24 protein-coding genes are annotated in these 21,892 nt (G+C 34.6%); 11 read left to right on the forward strand and 13 right to left on the reverse strand.

Going from position 1 to position 21,892, the window contains the following annotated elements; all coding sequences use genetic code 11:
• Window positions 1-9 precede the first annotated feature (9 nt).
• The 4 genes from kdpB (at window position 10) to J4P91_RS21720 (ending at window position 4,761) form a co-directional block, all read left to right on the forward strand.
• The gene (gene kdpB, locus J4P91_RS21705; RefSeq protein ID WP_207995794.1) at window positions 10-2,100 is read left to right on the forward strand and encodes a potassium-transporting ATPase subunit KdpB; all 2,091 of its coding nucleotides are present in this window, start codon (window positions 10-12) and stop codon (window positions 2,098-2,100) included.
• 18 nt (window positions 2,101-2,118) lie between these two features.
• Entirely contained in the window at window positions 2,119-2,700 is a 582-nt protein-coding gene (gene kdpC, locus J4P91_RS21710) for a K(+)-transporting ATPase subunit C (protein WP_207995795.1), read from the forward strand.
• 65 nt (window positions 2,701-2,765) lie between these two features.
• Complete coding sequence (kdpDN, locus tag J4P91_RS21715; RefSeq protein WP_207995796.1) at window positions 2,766-3,911, forward strand: KdpD-like non-kinase potassium sensor; 1,146 nt, start codon at window positions 2,766-2,768, stop codon at window positions 3,909-3,911.
• A 289-nt stretch (window positions 3,912-4,200) separates the two neighbouring features.
• Window positions 4,201-4,761, forward strand: coding sequence for a cupin domain-containing protein (locus J4P91_RS21720; protein WP_207995797.1), 561 nt, complete (start codon window positions 4,201-4,203; stop codon window positions 4,759-4,761).
• 429 nt (window positions 4,762-5,190) lie between these two features.
• Here J4P91_RS21720 and J4P91_RS21725 read toward each other — a convergent pair whose 3' ends face one another.
• Window positions 5,191-6,396: an MFS transporter gene (locus J4P91_RS21725; protein ID WP_207995798.1), complete on the reverse strand. Its 1,206-nt coding sequence runs from the start codon at window positions 6,394-6,396 to the stop codon at window positions 5,191-5,193.
• Window positions 6,397-6,545: 149 nt separating this feature from the next.
• Between J4P91_RS21725 and J4P91_RS21730 the strand changes: the two genes are divergently transcribed.
• The 3 genes from J4P91_RS21730 (at window position 6,546) to J4P91_RS21740 (ending at window position 8,310) form a co-directional block, all read left to right on the forward strand.
• The gene (locus J4P91_RS21730; protein WP_017153203.1) at window positions 6,546-7,007 is read left to right on the forward strand and encodes a MarR family transcriptional regulator; all 462 of its coding nucleotides are present in this window, start codon (window positions 6,546-6,548) and stop codon (window positions 7,005-7,007) included.
• A 129-nt stretch (window positions 7,008-7,136) separates the two neighbouring features.
• Entirely contained in the window at window positions 7,137-7,991 is an 855-nt protein-coding gene (locus tag J4P91_RS21735) for a patatin-like phospholipase family protein (RefSeq protein WP_207995799.1), read from the forward strand.
• 115 nt (window positions 7,992-8,106) lie between these two features.
• A complete protein-coding gene (locus J4P91_RS21740) occupies window positions 8,107-8,310 on the forward strand; it encodes a hypothetical protein (RefSeq protein ID WP_026049291.1) in 204 nt (67 codons plus the stop codon).
• 43 nt (window positions 8,311-8,353) lie between these two features.
• Here the strand turns inward: J4P91_RS21740 and J4P91_RS21745 are convergent, their stop codons facing one another.
• Window positions 8,354-9,655 carry an NCS2 family permease gene (locus tag J4P91_RS21745; RefSeq protein WP_017153200.1) on the reverse strand — a complete coding sequence of 434 codons (1,302 nt, stop codon included), beginning with the start codon at window positions 9,653-9,655 and terminating at the stop codon, window positions 8,354-8,356.
• Between the two features lie 227 nt (window positions 9,656-9,882).
• Between J4P91_RS21745 and J4P91_RS21750 the strand changes: the two genes are divergently transcribed.
• From J4P91_RS21750 to J4P91_RS21760, 3 genes are all read left to right on the forward strand, one after another.
• On the forward strand, window positions 9,883-10,749 hold the full coding sequence (locus tag J4P91_RS21750; protein ID WP_207995800.1) for an SDR family oxidoreductase: 867 nt from the start codon (window positions 9,883-9,885) through the stop codon (window positions 10,747-10,749).
• Window positions 10,750-10,866: 117 nt separating this feature from the next.
• Window positions 10,867-11,628 carry a L,D-transpeptidase gene (locus J4P91_RS21755; protein ID WP_207995801.1) on the forward strand — a complete coding sequence of 254 codons (762 nt, stop codon included), beginning with the start codon at window positions 10,867-10,869 and terminating at the stop codon, window positions 11,626-11,628.
• A 195-nt stretch (window positions 11,629-11,823) separates the two neighbouring features.
• On the forward strand, window positions 11,824-12,096 hold the full coding sequence (locus J4P91_RS21760) for a hypothetical protein (protein ID WP_207995802.1): 273 nt from the start codon (window positions 11,824-11,826) through the stop codon (window positions 12,094-12,096).
• A gap of 10 nt (window positions 12,097-12,106) precedes the next feature.
• Here the strand turns inward: J4P91_RS21760 and J4P91_RS21765 are convergent, their stop codons facing one another.
• From J4P91_RS21765 to J4P91_RS21815, 11 genes are all read right to left on the reverse strand, one after another.
• Window positions 12,107-13,048: a carbohydrate kinase family protein gene (locus J4P91_RS21765; RefSeq protein WP_207995803.1), complete on the reverse strand. Its 942-nt coding sequence runs from the start codon at window positions 13,046-13,048 to the stop codon at window positions 12,107-12,109.
• 197 nt (window positions 13,049-13,245) lie between these two features.
• Window positions 13,246-13,461 carry a DUF1540 domain-containing protein gene (locus J4P91_RS21770; RefSeq protein WP_207995804.1) on the reverse strand — a complete coding sequence of 72 codons (216 nt, stop codon included), beginning with the start codon at window positions 13,459-13,461 and terminating at the stop codon, window positions 13,246-13,248.
• A 72-nt stretch (window positions 13,462-13,533) separates the two neighbouring features.
• Window positions 13,534-13,941 carry a thioredoxin family protein gene (locus J4P91_RS21775; protein ID WP_207995805.1) on the reverse strand — a complete coding sequence of 136 codons (408 nt, stop codon included), beginning with the start codon at window positions 13,939-13,941 and terminating at the stop codon, window positions 13,534-13,536.
• A gap of 12 nt (window positions 13,942-13,953) precedes the next feature.
• A complete protein-coding gene (locus tag J4P91_RS21780) occupies window positions 13,954-14,373 on the reverse strand; it encodes a disulfide formation protein C (RefSeq protein ID WP_207995806.1) in 420 nt (139 codons plus the stop codon).
• Between the two features lie 145 nt (window positions 14,374-14,518).
• Window positions 14,519-15,400: an LCP family protein gene (locus J4P91_RS21785; protein ID WP_243763959.1), complete on the reverse strand. Its 882-nt coding sequence runs from the start codon at window positions 15,398-15,400 to the stop codon at window positions 14,519-14,521.
• A gap of 98 nt (window positions 15,401-15,498) precedes the next feature.
• Window positions 15,499-15,747: a YhdB family protein gene (locus J4P91_RS21790; RefSeq protein ID WP_017153190.1), complete on the reverse strand. Its 249-nt coding sequence runs from the start codon at window positions 15,745-15,747 to the stop codon at window positions 15,499-15,501.
• A gap of 122 nt (window positions 15,748-15,869) precedes the next feature.
• Window positions 15,870-16,367 carry a PCYCGC domain-containing protein gene (locus J4P91_RS21795; RefSeq protein ID WP_207995807.1) on the reverse strand — a complete coding sequence of 166 codons (498 nt, stop codon included), beginning with the start codon at window positions 16,365-16,367 and terminating at the stop codon, window positions 15,870-15,872.
• Between the two features lie 58 nt (window positions 16,368-16,425).
• Complete coding sequence (locus tag J4P91_RS21800) at window positions 16,426-17,520, reverse strand: GerAB/ArcD/ProY family transporter (RefSeq protein WP_207995808.1); 1,095 nt, start codon at window positions 17,518-17,520, stop codon at window positions 16,426-16,428.
• A gap of 12 nt (window positions 17,521-17,532) precedes the next feature.
• Window positions 17,533-18,615, reverse strand: coding sequence for a Ger(x)C family spore germination protein (locus tag J4P91_RS21805; protein WP_207995809.1), 1,083 nt, complete (start codon window positions 18,613-18,615; stop codon window positions 17,533-17,535).
• Window positions 18,612-20,129 carry a spore germination protein gene (locus J4P91_RS21810; protein WP_207995810.1) on the reverse strand — a complete coding sequence of 506 codons (1,518 nt, stop codon included), beginning with the start codon at window positions 20,127-20,129 and terminating at the stop codon, window positions 18,612-18,614. Before J4P91_RS21810 ends, J4P91_RS21805 begins: the two co-directional genes overlap by 4 nt.
• Before the next feature lie 302 nt (window positions 20,130-20,431).
• The gene (locus tag J4P91_RS21815) at window positions 20,432-21,028 is read right to left on the reverse strand and encodes a hypothetical protein (RefSeq protein ID WP_207995811.1); all 597 of its coding nucleotides are present in this window, start codon (window positions 21,026-21,028) and stop codon (window positions 20,432-20,434) included.
• A 249-nt stretch (window positions 21,029-21,277) separates the two neighbouring features.
• Between J4P91_RS21815 and J4P91_RS21820 the strand changes: the two genes are divergently transcribed.
• Window positions 21,278-21,838, forward strand: coding sequence for a nitroreductase family protein (locus J4P91_RS21820; protein ID WP_017153185.1), 561 nt, complete (start codon window positions 21,278-21,280; stop codon window positions 21,836-21,838).
• The last annotated feature ends 54 nt before the right edge of the window (window positions 21,839-21,892 follow it).

Genomic DNA, 21,892 nt, shown 5'->3' on the forward strand with positions numbered 1-21,892 from the left:
GGGTAAATGATGAGACCTGTAGTGGTAAAAGAAAAACAAGTGAATCAATCACGGGTACATGTTGTAGAAGATGAGGTTAGACAAGCGAAAACAATGGATCGTGACATTGTTACACATGCGATGAAACAATCAGTTGCGAAGTTGAATCCAAAAGTAATGGTCAAAAACCCAATTATGTTCGTAGTAGAAATTGGATTTATTATTACTTTTATTTTATCGTTTCTTCCCAATGTGTCTAGTAGTATACCAGGTTGGTTTAATATAACAGTTTCTCTTATTCTATTATTTACAGTCTTGTTTGCTAACTTTGCAGAAGCATTAGCAGAAGGGCGAGGAAAAGCACAAGCAGATTCTTTAAAACAATCGAAGAAAGATGTATTTGCGAATGTCGTAAAAGAAGATGGTGAAATTGTTCAAGTTTCAGCAACTGAACTGAGAAAAGGTGATGTTGTAATCGTGAAACAAGGAGAAATGATTCCGAGTGATGGAGAGGTTATTAAAGGGTTAGCATCTGTTGATGAATCAGCTATTACTGGAGAATCTGCACCGGTTATTAAGGAAGCTGGTGGTGACTTTTGCTCGGTAACAGGCGGTACAATGGTTGTTAGTGATGAAATTACAATTTCGATTACAAGCAATCCTGGTGAGTCATTTATAGATAAAATGATCTCTTTAGTAGAAGGAGCTGCTCGTCAAAAAACGCCGAATGAGATAGCTTTAAACACAGTATTGACAAGTTTAACTCTTATTTTCTTAATTGTTGTTGTGACACTACCTATCTTTACAAACTATTTAGGTTTCAAGATTGATACAGCTGTACTTGTGGCACTTCTTGTTTGCTTAATTCCAACGACAATTGGTGGTTTATTATCAGCCATTGGGATTGCTGGAATGGATCGGGTAACGAAATTTAATGTATTAGCGATGTCAGGTAAAGCTGTAGAAGCTGCTGGTGATATTAATACAATTATTTTAGATAAAACAGGTACTATTACTTTTGGGAATCGGATGGCACATACATTGCTTCCTGTAGGAAACGAAACAATTGAGCAATTAGCAAAATGGGCTGCATTAGGATCGGTTTTAGATGAAACACCAGAAGGTCGCTCTGTAATTGAATATGTAAAATCAAAAGCTCTATCATATAACAGTGAGCTTGCTGAGCAAGGTGAGTTTGTTCCGTTTAAAGCAGAAACAAGAATGAGTGGTGTAGATCTACTTGATGGTACAAAAGTAAGAAAAGGTGCAGTTGGTGCCGTTATTGAGTGGGTACAAGCACAAGGTGGTACGATTCCAAAAGATGTGAATCAAAAGGCAGATCTAATTTCCAAAGAAGGTGGGACACCACTTGTAGTGGCAGTCGATGATCGCATCTATGGCTTAATCTATTTAAAGGATACTGTAAAACCTGGTATGCGCGAACGTTTTGAACAGCTTCGCCAAATGGGAATTAAAACGGTGATGTGTACAGGGGATAACCCATTAACAGCGGCAACAATTGCGAAAGAAGCAGGGGTAGATGAGTTTGTTGCGGAATGTAAGCCAGAAGATAAAATTGCAGTTATTAAAGCAGAACAAGATAAAGGAAAACTTGTTGCGATGACAGGTGATGGTACAAACGATGCACCAGCATTAGCACAAGCTGATGTTGGATTAGCGATGAATAGTGGAACAACAGCTGCAAAAGAGGCGGCCAATATGATTGACTTAGATTCCAACCCAACAAAAATTATTGAGGTTGTAGGTATTGGGAAGCAGCTATTAATGACACGTGGTGCGCTAACAACATTTAGTATTGCAAATGATATAGCGAAATACTTTGCGATTATTCCAGCGATGTTTACATTAGCAATTCCACAAATGGAAGCACTGAATGTGATGAAGTTAACTTCACCGCTGTCAGCCATTTTATCAGCATTGATATTTAATGCAGTTATTATCCCATTACTCATTCCGTTAGCAATGAAGGGAATTGCGTATAAACCGATGAGTTCCAATGCATTACTTGGTCGTAACTTATTGATTTATGGACTTGGAGGAGTTATTGTTCCTTTCATCGGAATTAAGGTAATTGATATGATTGTGGGATTGTTTATTTAAGGAAGAGGGGAAAAGAAAATGTCTAAAAAACAAAATATACTTTCACCGGTCATTCGTGTTACCTTTACATTTCTTGTCCTGTGTGGATTGTTATACCCACTACTTGTAACTGGAATTGCACAAGCGGTTATGAAGGATAATGCGGACGGCAGTCTTATATATAATGAAAAAAATGAAGTGATTGGTTCAAAACTAATCGGTCAAAATTTTAAAGATCCACGTTATTTTCATGGGCGTGTCTCTAGTATAGAATATAAAGCAGAAGCATCGGGATCAAATAACTATGCACCATCTAATCCTGATTTAGTAAAACGTGTAGAAGAAAGTGTAGCGAATTGGAAGGATAAAAATCCGGCTGTTCCAGTTACGGAAGTACCAATGGATTTAGTGACGAATTCAGGATCTGGATTAGACCCTGATATTAGCCCAGAGGCAGCTTACGTACAGGTCGATCGTATTTCGAAATTAACGAATATTCCAAAAGAAAAGCTGGATCAGCTGATTAAGTCTCAAACAGAAGGTGCAGCATTAGGGTTATTTGGAGAAGAGCGTGTTAATGTCTTGAAATTAAATTTGGAATTACAGAAAATAATGAAATAGTACCGTTGCTACCTCAATCCAATCGATTGAGGTAGTGCTGTTTACTAGGAAAGGTTGTGTGTGTAATGTATGCAGATGACTATAAACCAACATTTCAAAGGCGAACACCAGAAGAATATTTAGAATATATACGCCAGCAAAATCGTGGGAAATTAAAGCTGTATGTAGGTGCTGCTCCAGGAGTAGGGAAAAGTTACAAAATGTTGTTTGATGCGCAGGAAATGAAAAAAGAGAACATTGATATTGTAATAGGTTTAATTGAAACACATGGAAGAAAAGAGACAGAAGAAGCAATTGCTGATTTAGAAAAAGTTCCTTTAAAAGAAATGAATTATAAAGGAAAGGTATTTTATGAGCTTGATATAGAGGGGATTATAAAGCGAGCACCTAAAGTTGTTGTTGTGGATGAATTGGCACATAGTAATATACCTGGCTCAAAACATAAAAAACGCTACATGGATGTAGAAGAATTGTTAGACGCTGGAATATCAGTTTTATCGGCGTTTAATATTCAACACTTAGAGAGTGTTCATGATATTGTGGAGCAGATAACGAATGTAAAAGTACGAGAGCGCATTCCTGATTTTATTTTACAGAAAGCGAATGAGATTCAACTCGTTGATGTAACACCGGAAGTATTAAGGAAACGATTAATAGATGGGAAGATATATAAAGAAGAAAAGATTCAGCAAAGCTTACAAAATTTTTTTACGGTTAATAACTTAGGAGCTTTGCGAGAGCTATCGTTGCGCGAAGTTGCAGACGATATGGATGAGAAAATTAGTCAGTCGGTGACGGAACCAATAGGTGTAAAAGAGAAAATTCTTGTCTGTGTGCAATACAGTTCAACGGCGGAGAAATTAATACGGCGTGGATGGCGTATGGCGAATCGGTTAAATGCTGAATTATATGTGTTAAATGTAGAAAGAGAAAATATAGAATCATTATCGGCAGGCAAAAGGCAAACAATCGATGAGTGGAAAGCATTGACGAATCAATTTCATGCGACTTTCTTATTGGAAGAAGCGAAAGGAAGAAAGCCAGCAGATGTCATTATTGAAGTTGCGAAACGATTGCAGGTTACACAAATCTTACTTGGTCAATCAGCAAGAACAAGGTGGGAAGAAATTCGAAAAGGATCAATTGTAAATGAAATTATGAGACAAACAAAACATATCGATATTCATATTGTGGCTGATCAGAGAGTATAAATTGTTTCTTTGAAATAAAGTTTGATAATTTATAATACAGTCTGATCGTTTATAAAAAAGATTGATCAAAATCATGTAGTGAACATACAGAATATTTCTTTTCTTGTTAAGTTAACGGGGCATTTATCTTCAATAACTATAAAACATTAAGGGGAAAATTGAATATAAATTGTTTATAATTTTGTATTGTCATTGTTTTATTACTGCCCATTTTTGCCCATGTTGTATCCCTATAAATAGGCAACTGCATAGGATAAAAGGTAAATGAAATCATGAGAGGAGCATGAATATGTACCGTAAATCATGCCATCACTATCAATGGCAAAATCCAATGCATACCAACTGGAATAACAACAATTGGATTTATAATTGGAATCCTTATTATTACGATAGGAACAATAATAACTGGAATCCTTATTATGGAAACATCAGATTAAAAGATTATGGATCAAAACCATTTGTAGTGAATATTAACCAAGCTACTAAGCAAAACAATACTTACCGCACCGCTTTATGGACAGGGGAAAACTTACAAGTGACTCTGATGAGTATTAATGTTGGAGATGACATAGGTTTAGAGGCCCACCCGACAACTGATCAATTCATACGTATTGAAGAAGGGCAGGGACTTGTTCAAATGGGTGATAGCAAAGATAAATTGGATTTTCAAGAAATGGCCTATGATGACTATGCGATTATGATACCTGCTGGAAAATGGCATAATGTAACCAATATAGGTAATATACCACTTAAAATTTACGCTATCTATGCGCCGCCAGAGCATCCATATGGTACAGTTCATGAAACAAAAGCAATTGCCATGTCTACTGAAGAAAACCGCTATTACTAATTAATAATTCATCGATTGAAAAATATTATTCTGGATAAAATTACCTAAAGAGTGTTGCGAATTATGAAAAGGAAAGGCTGGTATGTATATATCTGAATTCAAAGTCTATTCAGCCGAAATATTAAATCCAAAAATGTATTGTTTTTGAATAAAAAATATAGAGTTAGATTAATGATTGGGTATTCAACTAACAGGTGTTAATGTTCGACAAAACGTATCTTAAAACGATTAAACTTTTTATAAAAAAACTTAAATTTGCTGAAGAAGAATCTGTTTTGATCAATCTTTTTTCAAAATAGATTCTTCTTATACACTTTAAAATATAAGTTTTTGGGGTGTTTTTAATCAAACTTTATTCCTAAACTACATAAAGCGAGAATGTCTAAGTGCAGTAAAAGAGCTGTTTTGGGACATTCTCTTTTTTGCTTGTTATTTAGCTTTTTGAATCTCGTTTTTTCTTGTGTGATAACGAGTTAGTTTTTTCATCACATATAAGACCACGATTAGAAAAACAATCGCCCCTGTAAAGAAAATCCAAAAGTAATTTTGATTAAATAATAGAAAACCACTTACAATTGGTCCTGTGCCCATTCCAATATAACGAATGAAGTTATAGGTTCCAATGGCAGTTGCTCTTTCTTCTACAAATTCTTCTGTCAATAAAGTGGTATGAGTCGGCATGGATAATCCCATGCTAAAACCGTATAGGGATGTAGCCACAATAAGCATTGGGATATTTATATGATATACGAAAGAGAATAGGATAACGCATGCGATATTAAAAAAACTAGTAAGAAGTAAAGCTTGTTTTGTTGAGAGTAATATTTGTGAAAACTTGTAGCAATAACTTCCTAGCATAATACATAAGGACATTGGTACGAACGTAAGTCCAATCTCCCCTGCATTTAGATGAAATAAATTTGTTAATATGTTAGGTAAAAAAACGAGGAAACAGAAATAAATACAAAACTGCATAAAGCCAATAATTACGATAGAAAATCCAGTGTTATTTCTTAAAATACTCCGATAATGATTTGCTTTTCTAGCTGCTTTAGGCGTAGCCGGTTTTGTTTCTGGAAGCAATGTAGTATTTGCAATTAACAGGAATACGCCAATTGTAGATAAGAATAGAAAAATAGATACGTGACCGTTTATGCTTCCAAGATAGCCACCCATGAGAGGGCCTACAGCAGGAGCAAGAGCAAGTAGCATTTGATATGTACTCATTGCTTTCCCACGTTCTTTTCCTTCGAATAAATCACCAATAATAGTAGCAGCTATAACAGGAATGGCAGCTATTCCTAACGCTTGAACGGCTCTAAAAATAAGAAATAAATAAATGTTTGTTGTAAAGGCACAACCAATGGAACCGATAGTACCAATGAATAGACTTGGAATAAGAATATATTTTCGTCCTTTTGCATCAATTAATGGTCCGTAAACAAGCTGCATAATTGCAAGAACAAAAGTAAAAATAGAGACAGTTAAATTTACAAGATAAAGAGAGGTGTGAAAGGAATTTTGAATCATTGGTAAGACCGGTGTGTAAATATTTTGTGCGAAAGATCCTAATAGAGCACTCATGCAAACAATGTATAGAATGGATTTTAATTTAGATGAAGATAATGAATGCATAATAAAACCTCCTTATTTTAGTTTCCTTGGAAACTAAAATAATTGTAACATTATTTTCTTGCTTGTAAAGATAAAAAAATAATTTTACAATGGTATATAGATAAATTGTTTCTGTGGAAACTTATAAAGTATCATGGAGGGGATCCGACTTGGACCGCACATTAAGGCAAATAGAAATACTTTCGGATATTCGTACACTTTTTCATAAAAAAGAAGAGCATATGAAGGAAAATGATGAGCTTTTTCTTCGTGAGACAGGTGTAAGTGGTATGTCTCTATCAGAACTACACGTAATCCAATGCATAGGAACAAAAGGCTTAATGAATGTGACAGCGATTACGGAAGAGATGGGAATGACAAAGGGAGCAATTTCTAAAATTTGTACAAAATTGTTTAATAAACAATTCGTTGAAAAGATGAAAATGTTAGATAATCAAAAAGAAATATTTTTCCGTTTAACAGATAGCGGAAATGAAATTTATATGGCGCATGAGAAACTGCATCAACAAGCTGAAGAGAAGTGGTTGTTACTTTTAGATCAGTATACAGAAGAGGAATTATCATTTATTCAAAGGTTTGTAAAGGATGTAGGAGCTCATTTAGAAAAGTAGAGGAAGAATTTTTTTGCTCACATTAAGCCTTCTGAATATGGTTTTTGTAAAGACTCATATATAATAGAAAGAGATACTTAACAAGATGAATAATTAAAGAGTCTATATATATAAAGAGGAGAGAAAGCAATGCTTGAAAATACGAGTTTAGTATTAGAAGGCGGCGGTATGCGCGGCGTATATACAGGTGGAATACTAGAATACTTTATGGAACAGGATTTATATTTTCCATATATTATTGGTGTTTCAGCAGGGGCGTGTCATGCGGCGTCATATATTTCAAGACAAAGAAATCGGAATAAAACAGTAAATATTGATTATGCAACACATCCGAGATACTTATCTTACAAAAATTTATGGAAAAAACGGCAACTATTTGATATGGACTTTATTTTTCATGAAATTCCAGAAAAGCATGTGCCATTTGATTTTGACACATATTTTAATAGCGCAGAGCGTTTTCTAGTAGGGACGACAGATTGTGAAACAGGTAAACCAATGTATTTTGAAAAAGAAGGAACAAATGAAGATGCATTGACATTACTACAAGCTTCTAGCTCATTGCCATTTATCGCACCAGTTGTAAATTACCGTGGTAAACAATTATTGGATGGTGGAATTTCGGATCCAATCCCAGTTCGGAAAGCACAGAAAGATGGCTATGAGAAATCAGTTGTTATTTTAACGAGAAATCATGGATATGTTAAGAAAAAATCAAAATTTGGATGGATTGCAGCGAAGGCTTATAAAAAATATCCTAATCTTGTCAATACGATGCTTTCTCGTTATGAAGTATACAATGAGACACTTCACTATATTGAAAAAGAAGAGTTAGCTGGTAATCTATTTGTCATTCGTCCAGAAGTACCATTGCAAGTAGACCGAATGGAAAAAGACCCACAAAAACTGCAAAATTTATATGAGCAAGGATATAAGGATGCGGCAAGACAATTTGCGGATTTGCAGGCATTTTTGCAAAGTTAATGAATGTAAAACCTCTTTAAGAGGTTTTTTGTTTTTGGGAATAGATTGAATATAAAATCTATTCTAGTTCAATATGTGGTATAATATGGATATAATGTTTGAAGGAATGATATATGTGGAAAATGTATATAAAGGAATTCGACACATTGGATATTTGGCAATGCTCATTTTTGGTGGAGTATTTTTATTACGCTTTATGATTCATGACGAACTTTTATTAGATCAACTAATTGGTTTCAGCACGGGACTGGTGATGTTTATTTCTTCGTTTTTAATCCAAAAGTATAGTAAAGAATTGCAAATGAATGAGAAATATTAGAAAAAGCCTTGGTTCATGAAATTTACGAACCAAGGCTTTTTTATTAATGCGGTAAGAAAATCAATTGATAAGCAAACAAAATACCAAATACGTATACAAGTGGATGAACAGCACGGAATTGTCCTTTTGCCATTTTCATAAGTGGATATGAAATGAATCCAAGTGCAATACCTGTTGCGATGCTTGATGTAAGTGGCATGCTTAAGATTACTAAGAATGCAGGGAATGCTTCGTCGAATGTATCCCAATCAATGTGACGTACAGATCCCATCATTAAGCTACCAACAATAATTAACGATGGAGATGTAATCGCTGAAACACCTGAAACAGCACCTACTAGAGGGCCGAAGAATGCAGCAACTGCAAATAGTACAGCAACTGTAATTGTTGTTAAACCAGTACGTCCGCCAGCTGCAACACCTGCAGATGATTCAATATATGCTGTTGATGGTGTCGTTCCGAACATAGAACCAATCGTTGCTGAGAAAGAATCAGATAGAAGAGCTCGTCCAGCTTTTGGAAGTTTGCCATCTTTCATAAATCCACCTTGCTGAGCAACACCAAGTAGTGTACCTGTTGTATCGAATAGTGTAACAAGGAAGAAAGAGAATACTACGCCGTATAACCCGTAATTAATAACATCAGAAACAGCTGTAATTGGATTAGAAACAATAATTCCTTCTGGTAATCCAGGCATTGATGTAATGCCTTTTGAGAATGTTAACTGTCCTGTGAAATAAGCGATAATTCCTGTTAATAACATTCCGAAGAATAATGCGCCGTTTACATTTAAGGACATAAGAATAAGTGTGATTCCAAGTCCAGCTAACGCTAGTAATACTGGAGCAGAATGAAGATCCCCAAGCCCAACTAAGTTTGATTCATGTTTTACTACAATCCCTGTCATGCGTAAACCGATAAAAGCAATAAATAAGCCAATACCAGCAGTAATTGCGTGTTTTAAGTTTTCAGGAATTGCTTCCATTAATTTTGTACGGAAAGATGTGAATGATAGCAAAATTAAAATCATACCTGCTACGAATACAGCAGAGAATGCAATTGCAAATGTCATTCCTTCATGTGCTTTTACAACAGAGTAAGAGAAATAAGCGTTAAGTCCCATACCCGGTGCAATTGCAATTGGTAAATTTGTGAAGATTGCCATAAATAATGTTCCGACAACAGCTGCAATAATTGTCGCTGTAAATGCTTGTTCAAACGGAACACCTGCATCCCCAAGGATGACAGGGTTTACGACAATGATATATGCCATTGTTAAGAAGGTAATAATACCTGCCATAATTTCAGTTTTAATAGAAGTTTTATGTTTCGAAAGGTTAAACATATAAACATCCTTTCTGTTTACGAATAATTTTCACAACAGTTATATATAATATTCGTTTTTAAGTCATATTGCAAGAGTTTTGCACAAAAAAATTTATAACAATTCATATTTTATGTCTTAATTTCGAATGTTAATCAAAAAAATGCCCTTATATTTCGGTTTTATATAAGTACTTTTCATAATTGTGTACATCATAAAAGAGAGAAATATGAAAGGGGGAATAGTGGATGTCAGAACAAAAGAAGTTTTTAACATTACCACCGCAGCATCAAAATAGACAACCAGGGATTGAATCAATTATGAACCCTCTCCCAGAGTATGAAGATCCTAATTATCGTGGCAGTGAAAAATTAAAAGGAAAAAATGTACTCATTACAGGGGGAGATAGTGGAATTGGAAGGGCGGTAGCCATTGCTTTTGCTAAAGAGGGGGCACATATTGCTATTGCTTATTTAGATGAGCATGAAGATGCAAATGAGACGACAAGACTTGTGGAAAAACAAGGTGTAAAGTGCATATTACTTTCAGGAGATTTAAGTAGTGAACAACATTGTCAGCATATTGTAAAAGAAGCGGCTTCGGCGCTAGGTGGTTTAAATATTGTTGTAAATAATGTTGCACAGCAATATCCACAGCAAAGTTTGGAATATATTACAGCACAGCAACTTGAAAAAACATTTCGCATTAATATTTTTTCTTATTTTCACGTTACAAAAGCCGCTCTCGCACATTTAACAGAGGGAGATGTAATCATAAATACAGCTTCTATTGTAGCGTATGAAGGAAATGAGCAGCTCATTGATTATTCTGCAACAAAAGGAGCGATTGTTGCTTTTACTCGTTCACTTGCAAAATCGTTAGTTCAAAAAGGAATCCGTGTAAATGGCGTTGCACCAGGGCCGATTTGGACACCACTTATTCCAGCGAGTTTCGATAAGAAGAAGGTATCTGAATTTGGAAGCAATGTACCGATGAAAAGACCAGGACAGCCATATGAATTAGCACCTGCTTATGTATACTTAGCTTCAGGTGATTCCACATATGTTTCCGGACAGATTATTCATGTGAATGGCGGTGTAATTGTGAACGGATAAAAATAACCAGGAAGGGGCCTTGTATTTTCATTCATAAGAATAGAGCTCGTAGTAAAAACTAACTGTACCATCATATGTTATGGTCAATTTTAAAGGGGGATGCTCGGGGGGATATGAATGAAAAAAGTATGTTTATTTGTAATACTCTTTTTCTGTCTACCAATCAATACTTTTGCTAGTGCAGACCATTTAATACTGATTAATCTTACGACAAATCAGCTATCTTTTTTTGAAAATGGAAATTATATAAGGACATTCCCGGTAACAACAGGGAGACAAAGCACACCAACTCCTGAAGGAACATTTTGTATTATTAACAAATATAAAAATAAAGAATATCACCGAAAAAAAATTCCCGGTGGTGCACCGAATAATCCACTTGGAACACGGTGGCTCGGTTTAAATGAAAAAGAATATGCAATTCATGGTACAAATCGAGAAGGATCGATTGGAAGAAGGGAATCAAACGGTTGCATTCGTATGCATGATCGAGACATACAATGGCTATATGCCCGGGTATCGTTACAAACCAAAGTAATTATTTCTCAGTTTTATACATCTCCAGAATATGCAGCGCATAAGCTTGGATATCGTGTTACAAGCTGGAATGGACGTATAATAGAAGAAGAACAAATTGGAATATTAACACTTGTGGATCGTATGAATATATATTGGCAAGAACCAAATGGTCAATTTACGAAAGTAAAAACGGTATTGCCAAATGAACGATATGCTGTTTATTCTCGCGGAAAAAATGGAAGCTATTATATAGGTAATAATTTGTATATTATGGATGAAACAGGTGAAAAAATTCGTTATGAGCAAGTGCCTTATTCCACTTTAAGTAATATTTATAAACGGAAATATAACGTTCAGTAAAAGCTACCGTAAATAAGCGGTAGCTTGTTTGTTCGTAAAGCATGAACTCTTCAAAGTTTCACTTTATTGGTACAATCACCTTTACACAAATTGAGGAAGAAAACTTACTTCGAAATTCTGTTAAATTAGTTGGTCCAATCGCAACTATTCTATTCTTGTGAATATAATACAGTACAGATTGGGGGCGGGCGCGTTATGAAAAAAGGGAATAGCCAATTTGCATTTAAAATCTTTTTGTTAACAAATTGTTTATTTATTATTTATTTGTATGTATCATTTATGTTTGATCTTTACATTACTTATATTGATTTAGTGCTTTTAGTTGGCTTTATTTGGTCCTTTGTTGAAGCGAGAGAAGGGGAAGATGGAATATATCGCAGGGTAACATTATTTGGAACCGTTTTTATATTGATTGTGTATATGACGGTGATGCATGATGCTTGGAAATATGGGATTGTTATGATGTAGAAGCATACCTTTAGCGGTATGCTTCTATATCTTCTAGCGTCGGAAGGGAAGCAATTGCTCCATAATTTGTACAAGTTAAGGCACCTACTTTATTTGCAAATGCAACAAAATGACTTAGAGTTGTAAAATTTGGTAGGAACTTATATTCTTCGTTTGAAAATTGATATAACATTGCTCCAACAAAAGCATCACCTGCACCTGTCGTGTCTATTTGTTGAACGATAATAGAAGGGATAATGATTTGTTTTTCTTTTGTTGCAAGAAGTGTCCCGTTTTTTCCAAGCGTAATTGCAACAGATTTTGCTCCGTATGACAATAATAATTGTGCCGCTTGATGCATATTTGTTTCCTTAGTTAATAGTATTGCTTCTTCATCGCTTACTTTGACAAAGTGTGCATTTGAAATGAAAATCAGGCAATCTTTTCGAAATTGCGGGATATCTTTGATTAATGCATCACGATAATTTGGATCAAAGGAAATAAATATGTCGTTCTGTTTGGCATAGTGCAAAAGTTTGATATATGTTTCTTTTAAATTACCTGGTAGTAATGCAGTTGCAGATCCAAAGTGGATAATATCGTTATTTTTAATAACAGCAAGGTTAATTTCTTCAAATGTATATTCACCGTCGGCTCCTCGCATAAAGGTGAAATCTCGTTCCCCATCTTCATCAATTGATACAAATGCAAGTGTTGTTTGTTTTTCTTTTATAAGCATAGAGGTGTTCACATGTGCATCTTGTAATGTTTTTTCAAGAAAATTTCCAAATGGATCTTTTCCGACTTGCCCCATAAATGAGGAGTGTCCTCCTAGTTTTGTAATAGCGGCTGCAACATTTGCTGGAGCTCCGCCAGCTTTCTTTTCAAAATGTTTACCATCTGTTAATGATGAATGAACATCACGGCATACAAAGTCGATTAGTAATTCTCCGATACAAAAAACGTGTCTCATCTATGTTCGCTCCTCAAATATTATGTTTATCCCGCTATTTGCAGGCAGTAAGAGCCCACTTCAAAATTCAGCGAAAGCAAAGATGTTAGGTGGGGGTAGGCTGCCCGTAAAAGCCTTCACTTTATACATATTATGAAAGACATGAGGGAGAAAAGAAAGAAAAATCCCCATCTCAAAAGGAGATGGGGATTCATGTATTAATATTTCGGTCTAAACGTCTGGCAGCATGTTTCAACGCTTGTTGCCGCAGAACTTTCAAGTGTTTCACCTGTTAAGGCCGCGTTTGTATAAGAGTCATTATTTGACTGATTCGTGTTTTGATCATCAGGCTGAACAAAGATCGCATTTGCTTGACAAAAGTTCCCTTGTCCCCAAAATGAACAATTGGAAACAGAACATCGTACTTCTGGCATAAAACCCCCTCCTTATACATTAGTGTGGGATTTTACACACGTTTCATGTATAGAGGAAGTTTCCTTTTCTTGTTACTTTTTGTTTTCCTTAAACCATTTTTCAAAAGTTTCTTTTGGCTTTTCGCCATGAATACGACTTACTTCTTTGCCATCTTTAAAATGAATAATTGTTGGTGTACCTTCAATTTTATATTCATCCCAAGTTGGGTTGTCGTTTAAAATATTAATGACTTTCATATCAATATTCATATCTTTTGCCATTGGAACAACGATAGGTGAAACTTTTTCACAGTGTACACAACCTGTTTGATAGAAATAAATGATTTGTTCTTTTTTCTCTTCATTATTTTTACGAATTTCATCGGCTGAAATTTTATTTGTATAGTAACTTTCTTTCTTTTTTGATTCCATATTTGTTATGGCTAAAATAGCTGCAAATAAAACGATAATGATACCGCCAAAGATAAGCATTTTTTTCATTATTTCATCTCCTTATTTGTTTTTGATTACAATTAAACTGCAAATTGCAATCGTGATAAATCCGATAAGTGCTAAAAACGGAATTGTGACGAATCCAAACCAGTTAATATATTCTCCTGTACAAGGTACACGTCCACAAGCAGCTCCTGCTTCTGAGAATGCAGAAACCTTTTGAATTGCATAATGATATAGCGAAATACAGGCACCGATACTTGCAATTGGTAAAGAATATGTAGCAATGCGATAGTCTTTTTTTACAACTGCAATACCAAGCCATAAAACAAATGGATACATAAAAATGCGTTGATACCAACAAAGTACACAAGGCTCAAACTTCATGATCTCGGAAAAATATAAACTTCCAAGTGTAGCGATAAACGAAGCTCCCCAAGCAGTAAACAAAGCATATTCTTGTTTTTTCTCACGTTCCATGTTTTTTACCTCTCTTATAATAGTTACATACTAAATTATAGTATGAAGCGTATAAAAAAAGGAAGAGAAAAATATTTTTATCAAGGAAAGTTTTATAAGAAGAAAACTTGGAAATAAAAAAACAAGGTTCACAAACCTTGTTTTTTTAGGGACGATTTACAGCTTTTGTAGCATTAAAAAAGTTTTGAATTGCTTCTTTATTTATTTTTTGATTTATTTTTAAGACGGAGCCAGCGTGTTCGGTAAGAGCTGGTTCATATTCTTTATCAATTGGAATTCGCATTGTTTCCATTTTATCAATGGGTTGAAATAAAATGCTATTTCCAAGTGTAAATAGCGTTGGTGTATCTAAATTTGTTTTTATATATGGAGAGAGTTCGTGTGCCATTATTGGTAAATTTAGTACTCCATCTATAGAGTGAACTTTATCAGTAAGGGTTTGTTTCAATGCCCGGAGTACTTCTTGTTGCCGTTTCACACGACCAAAATCACTTTCAGCATCATGACGAAAGCGGGCATATTTTAATAAATCCTTTCCATGAAGAGCTTGTATCCCCGGCTGTAAATGTAGTCCCATATCATCGATTATTGTTTGTGTAAGATTGACTTCAATACCTTCAGGTGCGATTGTATCCACAATTTTAACAAATGCTTCAAAATCGATCGTAACGTAATGAGAAACATCGATTCCGAAATTATGTTGAATCGTCTTTCGTAATAGTTCAGGACCGCCGTAGTAATAGGCAGCATTAATTTTATTATATTTTTTATCATAAGAAGGGATTTCTACATAACTATCTCGCATAATCGAAGCAAGCTTTGCTGTATTTTCTTTTTTATTGTACTGGGCAATCATAATTGTATCAGCACGAGCTTGTCGTTCGCCTCGTGAATCGCTGCCGATAATTAAGATATTCCATATGTCTTTTTCCTGTTTTACCCCTTGAAACGAATGAGGATTATTCGCTTTTTCACAACCGATAAGCAATATAATCATGCAGAGAAATACAGATAAGGATTTATGCAAATGATCACGTCCATCCACTATTGATATGTGTATTATGAACAGGTGTATGGAAAAATATTCAAAAAGCGCTATTCTCGGAGGAGAGAATAGCGCTTCGGTTACATTTGTACTTGATCTATTTCTTCTAAATGTGATTTTTGTGAAGCATGGTCAATGTATTGAAATAGAAGCTGAAGTTGTTTATCTACTTCTGGAAGTTCTTTACTATATTTATAAGCATGTAAAAAATGTTCAATTCGTTTAGAAAATAATTGATCATCAGTTTGTACCATTAATACAAGCAACTTGTCCCAATTACAACAATATGTGTAATAGAGAGCCTTATCGTAGTCGTTATATGTGTGCATTGTGTACCCTCCTTACTGAGGAGTTACAAATAGTTTACGACAAGAGAGAAGAAATACACTTGAAAGAATTTGTTAAGGAAAATGTTGAGTGAAAAATAAAAAAACGAGGAAATTCCTCGTTTTTACGCTTTTGGCATTGGTGTAGGCGTTGGTTTTGCATAGCCTTCTTTATATTTATTATCAATGTAGTTTCGAATTTCAAGAGTGGTTTTTCCTTTTTGCTGCATCGATGCTGATTCGACTGCAATTTCTAAACAGTTTACACAGGTTGTTGCGTGGGAATCCCAAACAACTTCTCCATTGTTCTTAATTTCACGAATAAAACAGTTTTTATTGTTTTTATGTCCCACACTTTCTCCGCATCCACAGTAACAAGGTATCCAATTTAATAATTCGGCATTTTTTCCTGCAACAGCATATATGTCCTTCAGTTGCGGATCTAGCTTGTCTAAAAAGGTTGGGAGCGTGTCGAAGCCTTTCGTTGTTTCTTGGATGTCACCTTGCTGAGAATGAGAAGCGTGTTCTTCTTTAGGTTCAGACGTTTGTTTCTTGTCCGCTGCACCACATCCAGAGAGTATGAGGCTGCTTATTACAAGTAGAGAGAATAGATATTTTTTCATCTGCTTTTCCCCTTTGTTTTTGTGTTAGTAAAATTGTACCAAACTTTCTAGTGGTTTCCTACGATGAAGTTTTGTTATTTTTAAAACGCCACCGAATTGAATGCCATAGAAAAAGGCAAGGAACATAGATGTATACAATGTACAAACCGGATTCGGATAGGATTGTGTTTAATGTGTTGATACTTTCTCGATTTGTAAAAAATAAAGAAGCAATAAATACAACAAAAGTAAAAAAAGGCAGTGTGATGTTAAATGGGATACGGAATGAACGCTTCATAGACTGACAAGATGACCAAATTGTTAAACAAAGATTTGGTAAAATGATAAGAAACCACACAAAAATAATAATATATTCAAACCGTTGAATAAAAGGAACCTTAATAATTTTTAACATTGTTAACGTAGGCCATATTGTGTGTTGTAATTGTCCTTCACTATAGTACATGAAAGAGACTATCGCTAAAATTACATAAAGAATGATTGTAAAAGCAATACCACCATGCGCCCACTTTTTTAAAGATTTTCCTTTTTCAAGAAGTGGATAAAAGACGAGTAGTGCTTCAAATCCTAGAAACTCTAACGAGGAGTCTTTAGCTGATTCTACAATATCTAAAGGTGAGTGGGTAAAAATTGGTAGGATATTACGAAAATGCGCATATTTCATCGGGAACATTAAAAAGAACAATATAAAAATAGGGAGTACGATGCCCCAAAAACATATTCCTGTTACAGAACGAAATCCTCCTTTTATAATGTAGTAAGTCACTAATAAAAAAATCAAAGTGAGTTTCCATAATTTAATCGTTGGAAATACCCAAACTTGGATAACTTCAATATATGTACGAAGAACAGTTAGGCAAAATAATAGAAAATAAATAGTGAAGAATAAAGAAAGAAAGGAGCCAATCCATTTTCCGAAGCAAGTTGTATGGATATTGGTTAGGTCTTCATCTTTCTCTAGCATTTTTAACATACAAAATAATACAATATGAGTTGCAATACCTGAAAGAATAAGGGAAATCCAGGCGTCGTAGCCAGCATTTTTTATAATAATTCGTTGATACCCTAAAATCCCTACTCCGATTTGAAGAGAGTGCATCAAAATAAATGCAAAGTAAGGGGAAACAGTTATTTCTTTACTGTTCTTATTCATTTCATCACCTCACTATTCTCCGATACCAGATTGCACAATATTTACATGAACCTCAACATCTATATCTACATCTGGATACATTTCTTGAATTTGTTTTATATCCCATTTTCTCGTTCGGCTTCTAATTTGATCGCGTATTCCTAAAGGATCTATTTCTTTTTGTTGAAATTGTTGAATTAAGTTTTTTGACTGTTGTTCAATCATTTGCTCTACCTGTTTTTTGACATAATTTATATTTTCTTTTTTTGTTAAATTAAGCCAATCTGGAGAGTTTTTTATTAGTCCATTTAGTTTTAAGCGAATCTTTACTTTAGGAATGTCACCGGTTTGATTGACATAATAGGTGCTCTTCCCAGATAAATTTTGTGTTACGACAAGACCCGTATGGTTATCCTTTTTTATTGGTGCTTCATAACGACCATTTTTAGTCGGATTAACAAGCAATTTTACTAAAAACGAGTCTTTTTTGTCGGTATACATGACCACTTTGTCTTCTTTTAAAAAGGCAAGTCCATTTACAGAAACTGCGTGATCATCAGCAATTTGAATGTAAGGGATGAACGGATCACTTACAGATGAAAAATAATCATATAAAAAAACATTCAAAGTCGTTCGAGGAATATTTTCATTCATCATATTTTGCTCAAGCAAGTCAGCTAGGTATAAAGAACCATTTGACGTGATATGTTTTACAAGTTTTTCCGCTGAGCCGTCTACAATTGCCATTTGTACATCTCGTCCAACATTGGGATCACGCTGTAAATTGCTAATAATGTCAGCAATTCCATAAGTACCAAAAGATTTTCCAAATAATACGACACGCATTTGTCCTACAACAACATTATGAGGCGACTTTGCATTCAATCGAGAAGCGATTGTTTCAAGCGACCTTGCTATTGTTGACTGAGTTTTTGGTTTCGTTTTTACACCAAGCGTGTAATCTGGGTATAAAATAGTACCTTGAAATCTCCTGTCTTTTGTTATGTCGAATCCAGCTATGTGAATAATTCTCTGAGTATCTATCGTAGATGTTTGTGTACAAGCAGATTGGAAGCACAACAGCCCAATGATTAATAAAGTTAGAATGTTTTTCATGTATTTTCACCATCACGTTTTCTTTTTGCCTTGTTTGGGTTATAGCGCCAATTTGATTTTGGACGTAGAAACGAAGGACGCTGAGCAGCCTGACTAAATGGCAAGCGGATAAAACCTTCAGATGAACCTAAACCATGAAATGGATATAAGGGTAGTAAGTACGGTGATCCAAGTGATTTTAAATGAAGGAGATGTGCCAATATAAAAACAAATCCTATGATAAGACCAAGTCCTCCGAATGCACCTGCTAAAAGAATAAGGGGAAACCGGAGTAAACGAATGGTAGTAGACATCTTTACAGTTGGTGTTGTGAAAGAAGCAAGCGCTGATAATGCTACTGCAATTAATAAAATAGTGCTAGTTAAAGCGGCCTCAACAGAAGCTTGTCCAATTACAATTCCACCAACAATCCCAATCGTTTGCCCAACTTTTGTAGGTAAGCGGGCGCCAGCTTCACGTAGTAATTCAATCGTAATTTCTAGAAAGAGTGCCTCTAAAATGGGCGGGAAGGGTACATTAGCTCTAGAAAAAATAATAGGCCCTAATAAATCTGAAGGAATCATTTGATAGTGAAATGTTAATACAGCTGTATAAATGGCAGAAGAAAACAAAGAAAATATGGCACCAAAAAAACGAATCATCCGAAAAAATGAGCCAATTACCCACGGTAAATAGTAGTCCTCTGGAGAAACAAAGAAATCCAATAGTGTTGTCGGTCCGGCTAATGCATAGGGAGAGCCATCTGTTACAATTAATACCTGTCCATTAATTAAAGCTGATACGGCACGGTCAACTCGTTCAGTTGGTAACAAAACAGGAAACGGTGAGTTACTATTATCACTAATAAATTGTTCAATCATTGTTGCATCAAAAGGAACATCAAAATCAATACCTTGCAGACGTTGTGTAGTGGTATTAATATGTTGTTCACTCGTAATTCCTTCTATATAAGCAATTGTAACTTTTGTCTTGGATAGAGATCCGACAATAACTTCTTTAAAAATTAATTGCTCTGTTACAATGGACTGACGTAATAAGTGAAGGTTCGTATCCATATTTTCCACAAATCCAATTTTAGGTCCAATTACACTATATTCATTTTCTGTATCGTTATATAAACGCTTACCAAGGAGGGTACTTTCTGCACGTATTAGAGCATATTGCGTAGTCTGTGATATATTTTGTAGTTTAATGAGCACATATCCACTTAATAACTTTTCACGAATATCATTAATGGAAGGCGAGGTAATAATGTCTTCAATAGAGACGATATTCATCAAATCGGCGATGTCTTGGATTTGTTCTAATTGATTTTTAACAGGTGTTAAAATGTACTTTTTAATTAAGAGCGACTCTACGACAGATTTATAATAAAATAGGCATAATGCTCCATCTTCTGTTACGTTATAAGAAACAAAATCGTTAGATTCTTTCATCGTATGAATGAATTCTGGGACGGTACACTTCTTTTTTTTGTTTTCTGGCTTAGATTTTTTTCGTGGTAAGCCAAACATATTTTTCACCTCTTTCCCTTATATGGAATGCTCTCGTTAGTTTTTGGGGAAGGCAGAAATTTATACAGGAAACATAAAAAAGGTTGTTCAAAAGTTAGATATTGATTGTCTTTTGAACAGCCTTTTTTCAATTTGATGAATTATTTTTACATCTTGAATTGCACGCTGGAGTAAAGAATCAAAGTGAGTATGAGATGGGGGAATACACATATTAACGGTGTTCATCTTAGTAAATTTCTCATATATTCTAATTTACTCATAACAAAAGGAAGATCAACAAATGCTTCTTCCTTTTGTTATATTTAGTTTGTCTTGTTTTGCTTTACAGACTGTATTAATTTCATCATTTCGGCTCTTATATCTTCTTTCTGCACATTTAATTTTTCTGCAATTTGTTTGACATGCATGCCATCTTTTTTCATTTGTAATACATCATTGAATGGTGTATTACTTTTTTGTGCAATGATAGTTAGAACCGCTAGGTGATGTAAACGAATATGGTTATCTTGCATTGTTTTTTTCATTTGTTCTGGAGTGGAGTTTTGCATTTCGGCTACTTTTTGCAATAGTGCTTGTTTCATTTCTTTACTCATATGATGTTTATGCAGTTTCTTTGGATCCACGCCAAAATGTTTCGCTGTTTCTTTCCAAGATTTATTTTGTTTATAGTACGATAAAACATCGTTAATATCTTTTTGGCTAATCTTTGCAATGTGTGCAGCTTTCCAAATTTCATGCTTTTTATAACCTTGTTTTTCTAATGACTGGATTTGTTCTTCCGAGATTATCTTATGATGATGCATTACAACTTCTTTTTGTGTAGCGGCTGCAGCTGGGAAGACAGAGACTCCAAATAGCAGTGCTACCATAGTCATACTTAATACCATTTTTTTGTACATACAAATTCCTCCTAATTGAATGAAATGGAAAACTTTACATATAGCATGTCCGTAAGTTGTGGAGAAGTTGTGAAAAACTTGTGAACATTTCAAGTTTTTTTTCGCGATGTAACAAAATAGTTTTTTGTTAGTTTTACAACATAAAACATTGATTAATGATAGAAAACTGCGTTATAATCGAAATTGAAAATCAATATCAATATCAATAATAGACGTATAAATATAGATGAAAATAAGGGAGAGAAACATATGACTACATATACTTCCATTGCGAATATCATTAAGGAAAGACGTTCCATTCGTACATTTACAGATAAAGCAGTAGAAAAAGAATTATTAATTGAATTATTAAATGATGCAACGTGGGCACCAAACCATCAGCATCGCGAGCCATGGAAATGTAAATTATTTATTGGAGAAGGTCGTAAAACATTAGTAGATGCTGTGTTAAATTCTTTTACAGAAGAAGAAAGAGCAAAACGAGGTAAAATTTTATCAGATCGTTTTTTAAGTACGCCGGCTCAAATTGTTGTTTATATGGATGAAGATCCACGTCAAGTGCAACGTGATGAAGATTACGCAGCAGTATGTGCATTTATGCAAAACTTCCAGTTACTAGCATGGGAACGTGGTTTAGGTTGTGTTTGGAAATCAGGTGGGCTAAATTATAATCCTTTATTTATAAAAGGAATTGGACTAACAAAAGGACAACGTATTGTTGGGATTCTTCATATTGGTTATTTCGATAAAAAGCCAGAAGGAAAAGCGCGTACACCGATTACGGAGAAGCTTGAAGTTATTGAAGGATAATAAAAGGGGCATTCTTGTTTTGTACAAGGATGCCTTTTATTGTGGAATTCGTTT

This window comes from Bacillus sp. XF8 (assembly GCF_017498755.1).
In the GTDB taxonomy this organism is placed as follows: Bacteria; Bacillota; Bacilli; order Bacillales; family Bacillaceae_G; genus Bacillus_A; species Bacillus_A bingmayongensis.